Below are 14,850 nucleotides of genomic sequence, written 5' to 3'. Positions count from 1 at the left end.
CGCGGGAACCCGCGAGTTCCTTCGGTGCGGCCCTATCTGATAATCGGTGCGACCTGGCAGACTTCGCCCTTCACGGTGGTCGCCCCGGCGTCAGGGGCGGCCTCGCGCCCGAGGAAGCGGCAAGCGAGTTGGAGGCCTTGATGGCGCAGTGTCTCGGACACACGGCCCGCGCGACGGCCCACGCGCGGCTGGTCGTCCGCAGCGCGCCCGCCGTGCCCGCCGCGGCGGTGCTGCTCCTCCACGGAGGGCGCGCCGAGGGCCCCGAGCCGCCGCCCGCCCTCAACCTGCCCGCCCTGCGCATGCGGCCCTTCGCCCACGCGGTGACGCGCGCCGTCCGGGGCAGGAACGTGCTCGTCGCCGAGGTGCGCTACCGGCACCGCGGCTGGAACGGCCCGCGCGCCGACGCCGCGCGGGACGCCATGTCCGCCCTCGCCACGCTGCGCGAACGGGCGGGGCCCGTGCCCGTCGTCCTCGTGGGCCACTCCATGGGCGGCCGGGCCGCGCTGCGCGCCGCGGGCGCCCCCGCCGTCCGGGGCGTCGTCGCCCTCGCGCCCTGGTGCCCGCCGGACGAACCGGTGGACCACCTCGACGGACGACGGCTGTACCTGCTCCACGACGAGACCGACCGGGTCACCTCGGCCCGCGACTCCTGGGACTTCGTCCGCAGGGCCCGGGCGGCGGGGGTCGACGCGGCGGGCATCCCGATGCCGAGCGGCGGCCACGCGATGCTGCGGGGCGCCGACCTGTGGCACCGGCGCGCGGCGGAGCTGACGGCCTCGCTCCTGTCGCACGGCTGAGCGCCTTGGTGGGTGGGGGGGGCACCCGTCAGAAGAGGCGGGAGGCGTCCTCCGCCGTCGGCTCCTCCAGGTCGAGCAGGGCCCGCTTGCGGGCGAGCCCGCCCGCGTACCCCGTGAGGGAGCCGTCCGCGCCGACGACCCGGTGGCAGGGCACGTACACGCAGAGCGGATTGGCGCCGACGGCCTGGCCGACGCGCTGGGCGAGCTTCGGGTCGCCCAGACCTCGGGCGATGGCCCCGTACGTGGTGGTCTCGCCGCGCGGGACGGCGGCGACGAGCTTCCACACGGCGTGCTGGAAGCCGTCCCCGGCGGGCGCGAGCGGCAGGTCGAAGTCGAGGCGGTCCCCGGCGAGGTAGTCGCGGAGCTGCCGGGCCGCCTCGGCGAGGAGGGGGTCCTCGTCGAGGCCGACCCCGGGGCCGAAGGTCTCCTCGGCGGGGCGGCGGGTGTGCTCGGCGAAGTACAGGCCGACGAGGGCCCGGTCGCGCGCCACGACGGTCACCGGGCCGAGGTCGGTGGGGATGACGGTGTGTCTGATGTCCATGGTCGGGTGAGCCTAGGGGGTGGCGACGGTGGCGGGGGCGTTCTTGTCGAGGCGGCCGAAGTCGGAGTCGCAGGGCCAGCTGCAGAATCCGGCGCGCTCCACCTCCTCGTAGAAGGGGACGCCGTCGTCGCCGCGGTGGGCGGCGCGGTCGTGGTGGAGGTGGACGATCGGGTCGCGGTGGCGGTCCATCGGGCCGTACCGCTCGGTGCGCCACACGAAGTCCTGGTCCTCGCCGCCCCAGCCGCAGAACCGCTCGTCCATGCCGCCGATACGGGTGAACAGGTCCTCGCGCAGCCAGACGCAGCCGCCCGGCGGCCTGCGGAGATGGACACCGCGCAGCCGGTTCTGGCCGGGGTCGGCGGCGGCGTCGAGGCATCTCGTCCGGACGGCCCGGGCGCTGGAGGCGGGGTCGAGGAAGAGCATGTCCTCGAACGGCCAGTGCGCCTGTGTGCCCGGCTGCCGGAACCGCTCGACGGCCCGGCTGACGAAGTCCCGGTCGACGAGGATGTCCCCGTCCAGGACGCAGACGAGTTCGGCGGGGCGGGCGCCGTGCACCACGCCGACGTTCACCGTCCAGGACTTGTTGAACCGGCCCGGGTCGGGGGCGAACACGTACGCGTCGCAGGCATCGGCGAACACCTCGCGCCAGCGCGGCCGTTCGTCGCTCTCCACCACGACGACCCGGTAGCGGTCCCGGGGATGGGACTGGTCGGCCAGCGCGTTGAGCACGGCGGCCAGGTTGCGGACGCGGCCGGTGGCGTCGTCCGGCGCGCGGAACGGTATGACGATCGCGGCGTCCACCGGGTGCGTGCCGCCGTGCGGCTTGCGGGAGAGGGCGGCGAGCAGAGCGGCGGTGTCCGGGGCCTCGGCGGTCGGTGCGGGCCGGCCGGGCGCACCGGGCTGGAAGAGGAGCCGGGAGAGCGACTCGGTCCGGGCGGCGCGGGCGCGCAGGGCCTCGACCGCCTCGTCCTCGCCGCCGGGGCGGCGCAGGAGCTCGGTGAGCGCGGCGGTGAGCTCCCGGGCTGCCTCGTCGTCGGCGGGATCGGCGGCCAGACGGCCGGCCGCGGTCCTTGTCCGGTCGTCGTCGAGCGAGGTGACGGCGTTCGCGGTGGCCTGGTGGGCGTCGGCGGCCCAGTCCCAGTAGTCGGGGGCGACCGTGCGGGAGACCGGGTCGTGGATCAGGACCAGGCTGCTGGTGGCGGCGGCGGCCAGCGCGGCGGGATCGGACGGTCGGGCGGCGGACATGGTGTCGTCTCCCCAGCGGTGTCGGGCGGGTGTGCGGGTGGCGAGTGGCGGCGGGTGGCGGGCGGCGCGCGGCGGCGGGCGGTCAGCCGCCGTCGACGGTCTCGGCCCAGCGCAGTCCGGTCAGGTCGGGCAGCACCAGGTCGGCGTGGGCGAGGTCGGCCTCGGCGTGGGTGGTGGTGAGGGCGACGCACCGCAGCCCGGCGGACTGCGCGGCCCGGATGCCGGCCGGGGCGTCCTCGAAGGCGAGGCCGTCGGCGGGGTGGACCCCGAGGGCCTCGCAGGCGGCCAGGTACCCCTGCGGGTCGGGCTTGCCGACGCTGACGTCCTCGGCGGTGACGATGACCTGGAAGAGGCCGGCGCCGCCGACGTGCTCCAGGAGCTCGGTGGCATGGGCGCGCAGGCCGGAGGTGACGACGGCGAGCGGCACGCCCCGGTCATGCAGGTCGGCGAGGAGCTCGGCGGCACCGGGCACGGCGAACGGCGGCGGGCTGTCCGGGCCCATCAGGTAGCCGCAGGCCTCCTCGAAGAGCTCGTCGACCGTGTGGCCGGGGAAGCGGTGGACGTGGTCGGCGAGGGCCTCCTGGCCGCGCCGTCCGACGAAGGTCGCGAGGAGGGCGTCGTCGCAGGGCAGGCCGTGGCTGGTGAAGAGACGGGTCCAGGCGGCGCGGCTGCGGTGCTCCGTGGCGACGAGGGTGCCGTCGAGGTCGAACAGCGCGGCCTTGGCCTGGAGGGGGTGGAGCTCGGTCTCGGTCATGGCGGGTGCCCTTCGTGGTGCGTCCGTGGTGCGTCGTACGTCTTTCGCCGTGCGTGGTGCGTGGTGCGGGGCGTGCGGTTGCGTGGAGGGAGGTGCGTCAGTCCTCGGTGGGGCTGCCGGGGCCCTTCTTGGTGGTGAACACCGGCGCGGGCGCGTCGGTTGCACCGGCCTGATCCGGGCCCTCCGCCGGGTCGGGTGCCGTGGTGACCGCGCGCAGTGCGGCGACCGCGCAGAGCGCGCTGACGAGGGCGAGTCCCGCGCAGGTCAGGGCCCAGGCGGTGGTGGGTCCGGCCCAGTCGCTGCGGCCGAGCCACGGGTAGGCGGCGCCGAACAGGGCGACACCGGTGACGCCGACGACCGTGGACAGCGTGTTCACCGTTCCGCTGAGCGTCGCGGCGAAGCGCGGCGGGACGGCGGTGGTGAGCAGGTTGAGCAGGGAGGTGTGGGTCAGGCCGAGACCGAAGCCTCCGACGCACAGGACGGCCGTGAGCGGCCAGATGCCGGTGCCGGACCCGGTCGGGACGACGGGCGCGAGCCCGTACGCGGCGGTGAGCAGGACGCAGCCGACGATGGGGAGCAGTCGGGCGACGGCCCCCGGGGAGCGGCCCAGGACGGGGCCCGCGAGGCCGAAGGCGAGGACCCAGCCGAGCGGCACGAGGCCGGCCTGCCAGGCCGGGAGTCCCAGCTGCTCCTGGAGGTGGAGGGAGAGCAGGTAGAGCATGGCGATGTAGGTCAGCGTCGTGCCGGCGTAGGCGCCGAGCGCCCAGCGGACGGTCGGGGCGCCGAGCGGGCGCAGGTCGAGGGCGGGCTTGCCGCCGCGGGCGATGACCCCCCGCTCGGTGCGGACCAGGAGGACCGAGAGCGGGAGGGCGGCGGCGAGCAGGATCCAGAGCCAGTCGGGTCCGTCCACGCTGAGCGGGACGAGGACGGCGAGGGTGGCGGCGGCGAGCAGCACGGTTCCGGGGACGTCGTTCTCGCCGCGGGCGCCACCGGCACATGCACCGGCACCGCCACCGGCACCGGCCTCCGCGTCCGTCGGCCGGTCGTGCGGGAGGAGCGCGAGGCCGAGCAGCAGGATCAGGCCGCCGATGGGCACGTTGAGCAGGAAGACGGCCCGCCAGCCGGTGCCGAAGAGGTCGGCGGAGACCAGGGTCCCGCCGAGGACCTGGCCCAGCGCGGCCCCGCCGGAGAGCGTGACCGCGTTCCACCCGAGGGCGCGGGCGCGGGTGGGCCCGGTGAACCAGCGGTGGATGCCGACCAGGACCTGGGTGGTCATCAGGGACGTCGCGGCGCCTTGCAGGCACCGCCCGGCTATGAGGGCGGTGGAGCCGGTCGCGAGGCCGCAGGCGAGCGAGGCGAGGGTGAACAGGGCCAGGCCCCACAGGTACACCCGGCGCACGCCGTGTCGCTCGCCGAGCCGGGCGGCGGGGGCGATGAACACGGCGGAGCAGAGCGCGTACGACGTGACCATCAGCGTGAGCTCGGAGCTGCTCACGTCGAGGTCGGCGCTGACGGCGGGCGCGGCGAGGTTGACGATCGCCAGGTCGATGTTGGCCATGGCCTGGCCGATCAGCAGGACCAGCAGCGCGATGCCGCCCGTTCCCGCTCGTCCCGTGGTGGTGGCTTGCACGGTGTCTCCCCTCTGCCCTCCCTGCCGGGGAGGCCGGTACGTCTCTGGGAACACCGGCCGGGCCGGTCGGGTTGCGACCGGCCCGGCCGGCGGGCGGGCGGTCCGGGTCAGGCGCCGGTGGCGTGCCCGGTGTCGAGGTCGAGCTCCTGGTAGGCGGAGGCCCAGGGGAGCCGGGTCTCCAGCGCGGCGGCGGCGCGGACGACGAGGCCGTCGCCGCGACGGCGAGCGGCGACCTGGAGGCCGACGGGCACGCCGTTGCGCGCGCGGCCGACGGGCACCGAGGCGGCGGGGCTGCCGATGAGGTTGTACGGGCTGGTCATGGACCAGCCGACGTACGGGTCGACGGACTGGCCCTCGACGACCGTGGGGCCGACGGTGTCGCGCCCGGCGGAGTTGGGGATTCCGGCGATCGTGTTCACCGGGCTGACCACGAGGTCGTACCGGTCGAAGAGGCCCTCGAACGCGTACAGCACGCGGGTCCTGTCGAGGTCCGCGAGGCGGAAGTCGACGGCGCTGAGCGCGTCGCCGACGCCGACCGAGTCGAGGTAGCCCTGGTCGATCGAGCCGGCGTAGTCGCCGAGCAGGTCGATGCCGTTGTCGCGGGAGATCGCGGCGGACTCGGCGTGGGCGACGGACAGGTAGCGGCGCCACATCGCGGTCAGTTCGGCGTGCGGCAGGGGCAGCCGGAAGTCGACCTCCTCGACGATCGCGCCGGCCTCGCGCAGGGCGGGCAGCGCGGCTCGTACGACCGCCTCGACCTCGGGCTCGACGGGGTAGCCGCCGAGGTCGGGGCTGTAGGCGACGCGGAGTCCGGTGAGGTCGCCGTGGAGCTCGTCGACGAGCTTCTCGGGGGACGGGAAGCTGTACGGGTCGTACGCGTGCGCGCCGGACATCAGGTCCACGCCGAGGGCCGCGTCGGCGACGGTCCGGGCGAGGGGCGCGTAACAGACCATCGGGTTGAACCGGCGGAACGCGTTCGGCTTGGCGGGGACGGGGACCCGGCCGAAGGTCGGCATCAGGGTGAAGACGCCGCAGAAGGCCGCGGGCACGCGCAGCGAGCCGCCGGCGTCGGAGCCCTGGGCGAGCGGGACCATGCCGGCGGCGACGGCGGCGGCGCTGCCGCCGGACGAACCACCCGCGTTCATCGCGCGGTTGAAGGGCGTGGAGGCCGGGCCGAACAGGGCGCTGTCGGTGGTGGCCTTGAAGCCGAACTCGGGGGTGTTGGTCTTGCCCAAGACGATCGCGCCGGCCTCTTCGAGCCGCTCGACGCAGCTGATCGTCTCCTGCGGCACGTCCTCGGCGAAGACGAGGGAGCCGCGGGCCATCCGGACCCCGGCCACCGGGTCCAGGTCCTTCACGCCGATCGGGACGCCGTGCAGCGGGCCGAGTGCGGCGCCGTCGGTGACGGCCCGCTCGGCGGCCGCGGCCCGTTCGAGGGCGCGCTCGCCGCAGACGGTCACGAAGGCGTTGACCGCGGGGTTGGTCTTCTCGATCCGGTCCAGGGCCGCCTGGACCGCCTCGACCGGGGAGATCTCGCGCCTGCGGATCGCCTCGGCGAGCCGGATGGCGCTCAGTTCGGTGGTTTCGCTCATCTCGGGCCTCGCATCGGTTCGTCGGTCGTCGGTTGGTCGGTCGTCGGTTCGTCGGATGTCGTCATCGAGTCGGCTGAGAGGGGAAACACCGGCCGATCCGGTCCGGTTGCGGGCAGGCGGAGGGGATTCGCGGTCCGCGAACGGGGTTTCGGGGCGGCGGGACGAGTACCCCTCGCGCCACGCGCGCGTACCCCAACCGCCGTACCCGATCAAGCCTTTCCGCTTCGCCCCGGTCTCGGTTAGTCTCGCGCCGGGGCCTTACAGGTCTAGACCTATTGGAGACAGGCTCATGGTCGTCACCCCCCGTTCCCCCCTCACCCGAGTCGACGACTTCCCCGGGCCGCGCCCGGATCTGCTGAGACTTCTCGGCGGTCACTTCACCCGCGCCGAACCGCGGGACCGCGCCCTCGCCTATGTCCGCGCCCTCCTCGCCGACCCCACCCGGGGCAGCGCCGCCGAGATCGCCGCGCAGGCCGGCGCCGACAGCGCCTGGAGCACCCAACGGCTCCTCACGCGCGCGGTGTGGGACGCCGACCGGCTCCGCGACAGCGTCCGGGACCACGTCGTCCCCCTGCTCGGAGCGGCGGGCCCCTGCCTGGTGCTGCGCCGGCACGAGACGGCGCGAGCGGGCACGGGCGCGGTGGCGGTCGCCCCCGCGTCGCTCGCCCCCGGCTTGCTCGCCCCGGTTCCGGCCCCGTCGAGGGTGCGGCCCCCGTCCCCCGAGGACGTCCCGGTCGTCGCCCGCGCCGCCGGGCGGGACCGGCACCTCCAGGTCGCGGCGCTGCTCTGCTACGTGTCCCGGGACAGGGGCGCGCTGATCGACCGGGAACTGCACCTTCCGCCCTCGTGGGTCGCCGACCCGCGGCGCTGCGCCCGGGCGGGCGTGCCGCCGGAGCGGGTGCGCCCGCGCAACATGGCCGACCTGGGGCGGGAGATGCTGGAGCGCGCACTCACGGCCGGGGTGCCCGTCGGCGCGGTCTTCGGCGGCCCCGACTTCGCCGACCCCCGGTTACGCCGGTGGATGTGCCACCTGAGGCTGCCGTTCTGCGTCGAACTTCCCCAGCTGCCGCACCCGTCGACGGGGGAGGCGGACCCCGTGGCTCCGCGCGGCGAGGCGGGCCGCGAGGAGTCCTGGCAGCTGCTCGGGCGGGGCCTCGGCTCCGTGTACGGGCATCCGGCGCCGGGGTTCCGGCTGACCCTGCTGGCCCGCCGCCTGCCCTCCGGCCACGTCGCGCGCTTCCTGCTGCACGCGCCGGCCACCACCCCCGAACTCCCGGCCGCCCGGGCCATGGCCGCCGCGGGCGCCGCGGCCGCGGTCGCCGTCCACGAGGCCGACACCCGGGCCGGGTTGAGCAGCCATCAGGTGCGCACCTGGGTCGCCTGGTACCGGCACACCACCCTGGCGATGACGGCCGCCGCGCTCAGGCTGGAGCGTCATGCGGAAGCCTCCGCCCCCCTATAAGTACCGCTCCTTCGGCGCATGCTTGCCGCCCCGACGGGGGCGGTGCTCTAATCGAAGGGCCGGAGCCGAATAACGTATCGGAATATGCACCGCATCCGGCCTTCTCTTTTCGTTCCCGCGAAATTCATTCGGTACCGGTGACCGAATTCCAGCCGGGTGCGGTCCTGAATCAGGCCGCTGAACCGGCCGTCGGCCCGGTGTTCTCGCAAGCGTGTCAGAAAAGCCATTCCTACCAGGAGTCTGCGAAGCGACATGCCCCAATTGACGAGTGTCACAGGCCTGACGGCCGAGGGAGAGGCCCGCGTCGCCCTGGCCGGGCTGCGCGCCAGGGCCCAGGAGCTGAGCCGGGTCGCCGAGGCGACCGAGAGGGTCCTGGCCGAGCCGGACGGCCTGTCGATGGACGTCCCGGCCTTCCGTGAGTTCGCCCGCGAGGCGGTGCCCCGCTGGCACTTCGCCATGCTCAACGACCACGAGCGCAACGACGCCCTCGCCACCGCCCTGGAGCGGGTCGTCCCCCGGGGGAGCACGGTCCTCGACATCGGCGCGGGCACCGGCCTGCTCGCCATGATGGCGGTACGGGCCGGCGCCGCCCACGTCTACAGCTGCGAGGCGAACCCGCTGATGGTCGAGGTCGCCCGGCAGGTCGTCGCGGCCGAGGGCTTCGCCGACCGGATCACGGTCCTCGCCTGCCGCTCCGACGAGCTCGTGGTCGGCCGCGAGCTGCCCCGCCGGGTGGACGCGGTGATCTCCGAGATCGTGGACTGCGGGCTCATCGGCGAGGGCATCCTTCCCACGATCCGCCACGCCCGCCGCGAACTCCTCGCCACCGACGGGGTCATGCTCCCCGAGCGGGCGCGCATCCTCGGCATGCTGCTGCAGAGCGAGAACGCGGTGAACCTCAACCGGGTCAGCCGCGCGGGCGGCTTCGACGTCTCGCGGCTCAACGCCTTCTCCACCCCCGGCCACTTCCCGATCCGCCTGCACACCTGGCCGCACCGGACGCTCTCCGAGCCGGTGGAACTGGTCGACTTCGACTTCGCCGTGGACCCGCTCGGGCCCGGCGAGCGCAAGGTCGTCCTGCCGGTGCGCGAGTCCGGGACCGTGCACGCCCTGGTCGCGTGGTTCGAGATGGAGCTCGGCGGCGGCGTCGTGCTCCGCAACTCGCCGGAGAACATCGGCTCCCACTGGATGCAGGCGCTGATCCCGCTCGCCGAGCCCGTCGAGGCCGAGGCCGGCACGACGGTCGAGCTCGACCTCGTGTGGAGCGAGACGCGTCTCTCCCTGGCCTGACGCCGCCCCCGTCCCTGAGCGCCGCCCCCGCCCCTGAGCGAACGCGCCGCCACGCGGCCCGCGTTCCCCACCGATCAGTGGAAGGCAGTCCCGCACATGTCGCACACCCCTGTCCCGTACGAACCGTTCGAGCTGCGCGGGGACGCCCTGCGCGAGGCGATCCTGGCCTACGCCGCCAACCCGGTGTACACGGACAACGAGGAGTGGGAGAACTCCGACAACCCCTACCGCAGGCAGCTGCGCCCGCAGGTGCTCCCGTACCTGGACTTCGACCGGGTGCCGGGCCGCGACCGGATCCTGGAGTACTCCAGCCTGGCCGCCCAGCGCCTGCTCACCAGCGTGTACGAGGCCGACCTCGTGTTCTTCCCGAAGGCCGGTCTGGGCGAGCTGTCCGAGGACTTCCGCCACTACTACAGCCCCGGCAACCGGGCCCGGGGCGAGCTCATCCGCCCCGCGCTGGAACGTTTCGCCTTCGGTTTCCTCGACGAGGAGGTCGAGGTGTCCGGCGACTGGACCACCGAGCGCCTGCTCGCCTACCTGGAGGACCTGGACGTCTACGCCGAGGGTGAGGCGTCCCCGGCCGAGAAGGCGATCCGCGATTCCTCGGACCGGCAGCGGGCCGCCCGCATGTGGCTGATCCAGTTCGCCCCGGACTTCCTCTCCGAGGCCTCCCCGATGGCACGGAACGTGCTCGGCTATTACGGTCCCGAACAGTCGGAATGGTTCAAGATCCTGCTCGACGAGTACGGCTACGGGGTGCACGACACGAAACACAGCACCCTTTTCGAGGCCACCCTCGAATCCGTCGACCTCGGCTCCGACGTGCACCGGTACTGGCAGTACTACCTCGTGTCGAGCCTGGCGTTGAACAACTACTTCCACTATCTGGGAAAGAACCACGAGCATTTCTTCCGCTACGTCGGCGCGCTCTACTACACGGAAAGCACCCTCGTCGATTTCTGCCGGCGCGCGGAGAGCCTCCTGACGGACGTCTTCGACGGCGCCGCGGACGTCCGGTACTTCACCGAGCACGTCCACATCGACCAGCACCACGGCCGGATGGCGCTGGACAAGCTGGTGAAGCCGCTGATCGAGCGTCACGGGGAGCAGATCATCCCGGAGATCGTGCGCGGCATCGAGGAGTTCCGCCTCCTGAGCGCCATCGCGGACGAGGACTTCGCCACCCAGATCGCGTGGATGGACGACGCCGACCGCTACAAGGAGCTGCACGCTCCCGTGTACGCGGCGATCCAGGAGGGCCGGGTGACGCCGCCGGTGGCGGACATCGTGGAGCCGTACGGCGAACTGTCCAACACCCACAGCCACGAGGGCGACGAGCTCTGCCACATCGTGAGCGGCACGATGCGGTTCGTCAGCGGCTTCAACTCGTACCGGATCCTGGAAGCCGGTGAGGGCACCGTGATCCAGAGCAACCGTCTGCACGGCGCGATCATCGAGTCCGACGAGTGCGTCTACCAGATCTTCTCCGTCGGGGACCACCGCGCATGCCTGTAGTGACGTTCAAGGTCAGCGGCGCGGAGAACTGCGTCCGCGTCGCGGGCCTGCCCTATGTCTACATCCGCACCGAGGCGGGCGGGGCGGTGCTGCCGGCCTCCTGCCCGCACCGGGGCGGTCCGCTCAATCTCGCCTCGATCGACGGGACCGGGCGGCGGCTCGTCTGCCCGTGGCACGAGCAGACCGTCTCCGTCGCCCGGCTGACCCGCCGGGTCCCGGCCGTCCGCTCGGGCGACACCGTGACCGCGGTGGTACGGGGTCCGGCGGACGCTCCGGTGGAGCTCGGCCATCTCCCGGTCTCCCCGGAGCTCGACGCCGGGACCTGACCCCCTGTGCCTGTGGGGGCGGCCTTCCGGGGCCGCCCCCCACCAGTCCTCGAACCCAGAACAGGAGCCTTCTTGGACCTTCGTCCGCCCCTTCTCCTCCGGTGCCGTCCCCAGGCGCACCGGAGTTCGCCGCGTTCCCCCGCGGCCGGCCGCTCAGGCCACCACGGGGCGGCAGCTGAAGCAGGCCCGGTAGCCGGCCGAGCGGGCCGCTTCCACCGAACCGAACGGCACCCGGTGCCGGTCGGTGATGCGGCGCGCGTGCGCGCAGGTCGGGTAGCAGAAGATCCGGGTGGTGTCGCTGCCCAGGTAGTGGGTGCCCTCGGCGGAGAACCGGTCGAGGCGGTCCGTGTCGATGCCCTCATGGGCCCACAACCGGTCCACCAGGCCCGACGGCAGTCCGCAGTCGACGGGCCGGCCGTCCTCGTCGCTGAGCCGGTGGACCGGGATCAGCACCGGGGCCGGGGTGGCCCGCACCGCCCGCAGTATCTCCACCGCGGTGAACTCCGGAAGCCCCGCCTCCTTCGCCAGCCACCCGGCCGGCCGGAGCTGGCCGCGCGGAATCGCTCGTACCGCCTCCAGGACCTTCCGCTCGGCCTCCGTCAGGTCGCCGTAGTCGTAGCGGAGCATCCGGTCGCGGCCGGTGCGCAGCGCCCCGGCGACGCCGGGCAGCGGCTTGGCGGTCGGCAGCGCCGTCCGCCCCGTACGACGCAGGTGGGCCTCCTCGAAGGCGTCCGGATGCGCGAACCAGTCGACCGGCGCGGAGCCGGTCACCGCGCCCCGGCCGTACGCCACGAACAGCGCGGCGACCGGGCTCTCGACCACGGCATACCGGTCGTACTCGCGCTCGGCGACGCCGGCGCGCTCCAGGATGCGGATCGCCAGGTCCGCCGGCATCGGCACGCGCAGGTCGTCGACGCCGGGCGGCGAGATGTCCGCGATCTTCGCCGAGGGCACCTGGGGCCTGGCCGTCCCGTTCCGTCCGTGCTTGGTTCTCTGCCCGCGCTTGTCGTGCTGCCCCTGCTTGTCGTTCTGTCCGCGCTTGTCGTTCCGTGCGTCCTTGTCGTTCCGTCTGTCCGGCTCGTCGCCGGACCCGGAGTGGAGCCGGCTCATCCGATCACCTCCTCTTCCGCCAGCTGGGGCTTGCCGCGCAGCGCGGCAAGACCTCGTGACACCTGCGCCTTCACGGTGCCGACCGGACAGTCCAGCAGCTCCGCGACCTCCGCGTAGCTCAGCTCGCCGACGTGTCGCAGGACCACCGGAAGCCGGTGGTGCTCGGGCAGCTCGGCGAGGGCGGCCACCAGTCTCTCCCTCTCGAAGGCGTGCTCGGCACGCCGCTCGGGGCCGGGACGCCCGTCCGCGAGCGGCAGTTCCTGGACGTCCACCCCGTCCTCGGCGGCCGGCCGCCTGGTCAGCGTGCGCACGTGGTTGCGCCACACGTTGGTGCCGATCGCGAGCAGCCAGGCCCGCGGCTGCAAGGCGCGCCGCCGGTCCGGCGTGTAGTCGCGGAGCGCCGTGTAGGCCCGCAGGAAGGTGTCCTGCACGAGGTCCTCCACGTCGCGCGGCGCGCCGGACAGCCGCAGCAGCACCGCGTACACGGCGCCGCCGTGGGTGCGCACGAGCTCTGCGAACCCACGGTCGAGATCTGCGGCGAGCAGCTCGGTCAGCGGAGGTGGGATGTCGTCCATCACTGCGGTAAACACCACCGCCCGACGAAGGGTTGCACCGCCTCGCCCCGGTACGCCGCTGGGTACGGCTTCGGGTACGCCTTCGGGTACGCCGTCACGGTCGCCAGCCTACTGACGTCGAGCCGAGGCCGAGCCGACGTCGAGCGGTCCCGACATCGACGTCCGGATTCCGCCGGTCGGGCGGCCCGGGCCGGGGCACAGTGCACGAGTGGACAGACGACGGCCTGAGCCCCCTTCCCCCCGACTGCTCCCGGCGGACCTCTCCGAGTACGCCCCCTGGCCCGAGGCCCGGCCGCACACCGACCGGGAACTCGCCCGGCTGCTGACGCTGCTGGAGGACATGGGGGTCCGCGGCGGCGCTGTCGCCCTCGGGCACGGCCGGGACCCCGCGTCGCGGGCTGCGGCCGAGGCGTTCGCCGACGCCTGGCAGGCGCGTGGCGGCCGTCTGGCCGCAGTGGTCGACTGGCCGGAGGACGCCGCGTCCTGGCTGCGCCAGGCCCGTCGGCTGACCGAGCCGGAGCCGGACGCCTGGGTGGTGGCCGGCGGCCCGGTCGGCTGGGCGCAGATGAGCCGCCGCCTGCGGCACAGCACCGCCTGGGATCCCGGCCGGACCGTCGGCTTCGCCTCCACGGGCGACTCCCGCGTGGCGGCGGCGGTGGGCCCCGGCGTGCTGGACGGGATGCGCGGCGCGACGGCGGACGGCGGGGTGTGGACGGTCGGCCGGGGCTGGATCGTCGAGTCCGACCACGCGTGACACCGGGCCCCTCCGGTGGATGTTTGGCGTGCTCGCCCGCGGTGAGGCGTACGGGACGAACCCGTTCGACTCATCGACTGGGGAGCACATGGAGAGCGTTATCCGACTGGCGATCTGCGTCGGCGGCTCGGCGCTGGTCGCCCTCGCCGTCTGCCGTGCGGCGGACCTGCTGGCACGGTTCGCCGACGCGAGGCACCCGGAGACCCCGCTGTGGGGGCTGCTGCGCCGCTGTCGCACGCCGCTGTACGTCGTCGTGCTGGCCGCCCTGCTCAGATGGACCTACCCGGTGGCGTCGCCCGGACGGGGGCCGCTCGAGGAGCACGCGGGGGCGGTGAGCCGCGTCCTGCTGCTGTGCCTGATCGGCGGAGGCGCCTGGCTCGCCGTACGGACGGTCGCCGCCGTCGTCGAGTCCTCGTACGCGCGCTACGCCGGACGTTCGCGCGACGCCGCCCGGCTGCGCCGGGTCCGTACCCAGGTCACCCTGATCATGCGGGTGGTCTCCGTCGCCGTCGGGGTGCTCGCCGCCGCCGCGGCCCTCGTCACCTTCCCCTCGTTCCGCACCCTCGGCACGTCCCTGCTCGCCTCGGCCGGCATCATCGGCATCGTGGCCGGTGTGGCGGCCCAGTCGACGCTGAGCAACCTCTTCGCCGGCTTCCAGATCGCCTTCGGCGACATGGTCCGGATCGGTGACACCGTCGTCGTGAACGGCGAGTGGGGTGTCGTGGAGGAGGTGACGCTCACCTTCCTCACGGTCCGGACGTGGGACGAGCGTCGCGTCACGCTCCCCGTCTCGTACTTCACCTCGCGGCCGTTCGAGAACTGGTCGCGCGGCGGCGCGGAGATGACCGGGTCGGTGTTCGTCCACTGCGACCACTCGACGCCGGTCGCGCTCGTCCGGGCGCACCTCCGGGAGTTCCTCACCACGTGCGACACCTGGGACGGGCGGAGCTGGGACCTCGCCGTCACCGACACCTCACCGACCGGCATCACGGTGCGGGCGATCGTGACCGCCAAGGACGCCGACGACCTGTGGACGACCCGTTGCGCCGTACGGGAGGAGCTTGTCGGATGGCTCGCGCGGGAGCATCCGGGCGCCCTGCCCAAGGTCGTCACCGCTCCCGCGGCGGACGCCTTCGACCGGCTGGGGGAGAGCGCCCGGGCGCCGCGGCAACGACGCCCCTCTCGGCCCGCCGGGAACTCCACCCGGCCGCGGGACATGCCCTCGGGCTGAAGCGGCGTTGCCCGGGCAGATGCAGGAT

14 protein-coding genes are annotated in these 14,850 nt (G+C 73.9%); 7 read left to right on the top strand and 7 right to left on the bottom strand.

Going from position 1 to position 14,850, the window contains the following annotated elements; genetic code table 11:
- The first annotated feature begins 140 nt into the window (after positions 1-140).
- Positions 141-797 (top strand): alpha/beta fold hydrolase, encoded by a 657-nt coding sequence (locus ACFC0Z_RS29120; protein ID WP_376444050.1) that lies wholly within the window; start codon positions 141-143, stop codon positions 795-797.
- A 28-nt stretch (positions 798-825) separates the two neighbouring features.
- Here ACFC0Z_RS29120 and ACFC0Z_RS29115 read toward each other — a convergent pair whose 3' ends face one another.
- The 5 genes from ACFC0Z_RS29115 to ACFC0Z_RS29095 all read right to left on the bottom strand — a co-directional run bounded on the left by ACFC0Z_RS29115 (position 826) and on the right by ACFC0Z_RS29095 (position 6,559).
- Positions 826-1,338 carry a methylated-DNA--[protein]-cysteine S-methyltransferase gene (locus ACFC0Z_RS29115; RefSeq protein ID WP_376444047.1) on the bottom strand — a complete coding sequence of 171 codons (513 nt, stop codon included), beginning with the start codon at positions 1,336-1,338 and terminating at the stop codon, positions 826-828.
- 12 nt (positions 1,339-1,350) lie between these two features.
- The gene (locus ACFC0Z_RS29110) at positions 1,351-2,583 is read right to left on the bottom strand and encodes a glycosyltransferase (RefSeq protein ID WP_376444044.1); all 1,233 of its coding nucleotides are present in this window, start codon (positions 2,581-2,583) and stop codon (positions 1,351-1,353) included.
- 82 nt (positions 2,584-2,665) lie between these two features.
- Complete coding sequence (locus tag ACFC0Z_RS29105; protein ID WP_376444041.1) at positions 2,666-3,337, bottom strand: HAD family hydrolase; 672 nt, start codon at positions 3,335-3,337, stop codon at positions 2,666-2,668.
- A 97-nt stretch (positions 3,338-3,434) separates the two neighbouring features.
- Positions 3,435-4,967 (bottom strand): MFS transporter, encoded by a 1,533-nt coding sequence (locus tag ACFC0Z_RS29100; RefSeq protein ID WP_376444039.1) that lies wholly within the window; start codon positions 4,965-4,967, stop codon positions 3,435-3,437.
- Between the two features lie 107 nt (positions 4,968-5,074).
- Positions 5,075-6,559 (bottom strand): amidase, encoded by a 1,485-nt coding sequence (locus tag ACFC0Z_RS29095; RefSeq protein WP_376444036.1) that lies wholly within the window; start codon positions 6,557-6,559, stop codon positions 5,075-5,077.
- Positions 6,560-6,848: 289 nt separating this feature from the next.
- Between ACFC0Z_RS29095 and ACFC0Z_RS29090 the strand changes: the two genes are divergently transcribed.
- The 4 genes from ACFC0Z_RS29090 to ACFC0Z_RS29075 all read left to right on the top strand — a co-directional run bounded on the left by ACFC0Z_RS29090 (position 6,849) and on the right by ACFC0Z_RS29075 (position 11,152).
- On the top strand, positions 6,849-8,021 hold the full coding sequence (locus ACFC0Z_RS29090) for a transposase (RefSeq protein WP_376444034.1): 1,173 nt from the start codon (positions 6,849-6,851) through the stop codon (positions 8,019-8,021).
- Positions 8,022-8,282: 261 nt separating this feature from the next.
- Positions 8,283-9,311 (top strand): 50S ribosomal protein L11 methyltransferase, encoded by a 1,029-nt coding sequence (locus tag ACFC0Z_RS29085; protein WP_376444032.1) that lies wholly within the window; start codon positions 8,283-8,285, stop codon positions 9,309-9,311.
- A 96-nt stretch (positions 9,312-9,407) separates the two neighbouring features.
- Complete coding sequence (locus tag ACFC0Z_RS29080; protein WP_376444029.1) at positions 9,408-10,826, top strand: iron-containing redox enzyme family protein; 1,419 nt, start codon at positions 9,408-9,410, stop codon at positions 10,824-10,826.
- Positions 10,817-11,152, top strand: coding sequence for a Rieske 2Fe-2S domain-containing protein (locus ACFC0Z_RS29075; RefSeq protein WP_376444026.1), 336 nt, complete (start codon positions 10,817-10,819; stop codon positions 11,150-11,152). Before ACFC0Z_RS29080 ends, ACFC0Z_RS29075 begins: the two co-directional genes overlap by 10 nt.
- Positions 11,153-11,305: 153 nt before the next feature.
- Here the strand turns inward: ACFC0Z_RS29075 and ACFC0Z_RS29070 are convergent, their stop codons facing one another.
- Both ACFC0Z_RS29070 and ACFC0Z_RS29065 read right to left on the bottom strand, forming a co-directional pair.
- A complete protein-coding gene (locus ACFC0Z_RS29070; protein ID WP_376444023.1) occupies positions 11,306-12,262 on the bottom strand; it encodes an Ada metal-binding domain-containing protein in 957 nt (318 codons plus the stop codon).
- Positions 12,259-12,837, bottom strand: coding sequence for an RNA polymerase sigma factor (locus ACFC0Z_RS29065; protein WP_376444020.1), 579 nt, complete (start codon positions 12,835-12,837; stop codon positions 12,259-12,261). Before ACFC0Z_RS29065 ends, ACFC0Z_RS29070 begins: the two co-directional genes overlap by 4 nt.
- A gap of 208 nt (positions 12,838-13,045) precedes the next feature.
- On the opposite strand from ACFC0Z_RS29065, the gene ACFC0Z_RS29060 reads away from it, so the two are divergent.
- On the top strand, positions 13,046-13,591 hold the full coding sequence (locus ACFC0Z_RS29060; RefSeq protein WP_376444018.1) for a hypothetical protein: 546 nt from the start codon (positions 13,046-13,048) through the stop codon (positions 13,589-13,591).
- A gap of 88 nt (positions 13,592-13,679) precedes the next feature.
- Complete coding sequence (locus tag ACFC0Z_RS29055) at positions 13,680-14,822, top strand: mechanosensitive ion channel family protein (protein ID WP_376444015.1); 1,143 nt, start codon at positions 13,680-13,682, stop codon at positions 14,820-14,822.
- Positions 14,823-14,850: the final 28 nt, after the last annotated feature.

It is taken from the genome of Streptomyces sp. NPDC056144 (genome assembly GCF_042264145.1).
GTDB lineage: Bacteria > Actinomycetota > Actinomycetes > Streptomycetales > Streptomycetaceae > Streptomyces.
The sequence above is the reverse complement of the archived record's forward strand: the minus strand, read 5'-3'. Positions and strand labels throughout refer to the sequence as shown.

What these genes read in the sequence shown, in the direction of transcription:
- ACFC0Z_RS29120 (WP_376444050.1), top strand. Translation starts at nt 141, where the DNA reads ATGGCGCAGTGTCTCGGACACACGGCCCGCGCGACGGCCCACGCGCGG.
- ACFC0Z_RS29115 (WP_376444047.1), bottom strand. Translation starts at nt 1,338, where the DNA reads ATGGACATCAGACACACCGTCATCCCCACCGACCTCGGCCCGGTGACC.
- ACFC0Z_RS29110 (WP_376444044.1), bottom strand. Translation starts at nt 2,583, where the DNA reads ATGTCCGCCGCCCGACCGTCCGATCCCGCCGCGCTGGCCGCCGCCGCC.
- ACFC0Z_RS29105 (WP_376444041.1), bottom strand. Translation starts at nt 3,337, where the DNA reads ATGACCGAGACCGAGCTCCACCCCCTCCAGGCCAAGGCCGCGCTGTTC.
- ACFC0Z_RS29095 (WP_376444036.1), bottom strand. Translation starts at nt 6,559, where the DNA reads ATGAGCGAAACCACCGAACTGAGCGCCATCCGGCTCGCCGAGGCGATC.
- ACFC0Z_RS29090 (WP_376444034.1), top strand. Translation starts at nt 6,849, where the DNA reads ATGGTCGTCACCCCCCGTTCCCCCCTCACCCGAGTCGACGACTTCCCC.
- ACFC0Z_RS29080 (WP_376444029.1), top strand. Translation starts at nt 9,408, where the DNA reads ATGTCGCACACCCCTGTCCCGTACGAACCGTTCGAGCTGCGCGGGGAC.
- ACFC0Z_RS29075 (WP_376444026.1), top strand. Translation starts at nt 10,817, where the DNA reads ATGCCTGTAGTGACGTTCAAGGTCAGCGGCGCGGAGAACTGCGTCCGC.
- ACFC0Z_RS29070 (WP_376444023.1), bottom strand. Translation starts at nt 12,262, where the DNA reads ATGAGCCGGCTCCACTCCGGGTCCGGCGACGAGCCGGACAGACGGAAC.
- ACFC0Z_RS29065 (WP_376444020.1), bottom strand. Translation starts at nt 12,837, where the DNA reads ATGGACGACATCCCACCTCCGCTGACCGAGCTGCTCGCCGCAGATCTC.
- ACFC0Z_RS29055 (WP_376444015.1), top strand. Translation starts at nt 13,680, where the DNA reads ATGGAGAGCGTTATCCGACTGGCGATCTGCGTCGGCGGCTCGGCGCTG.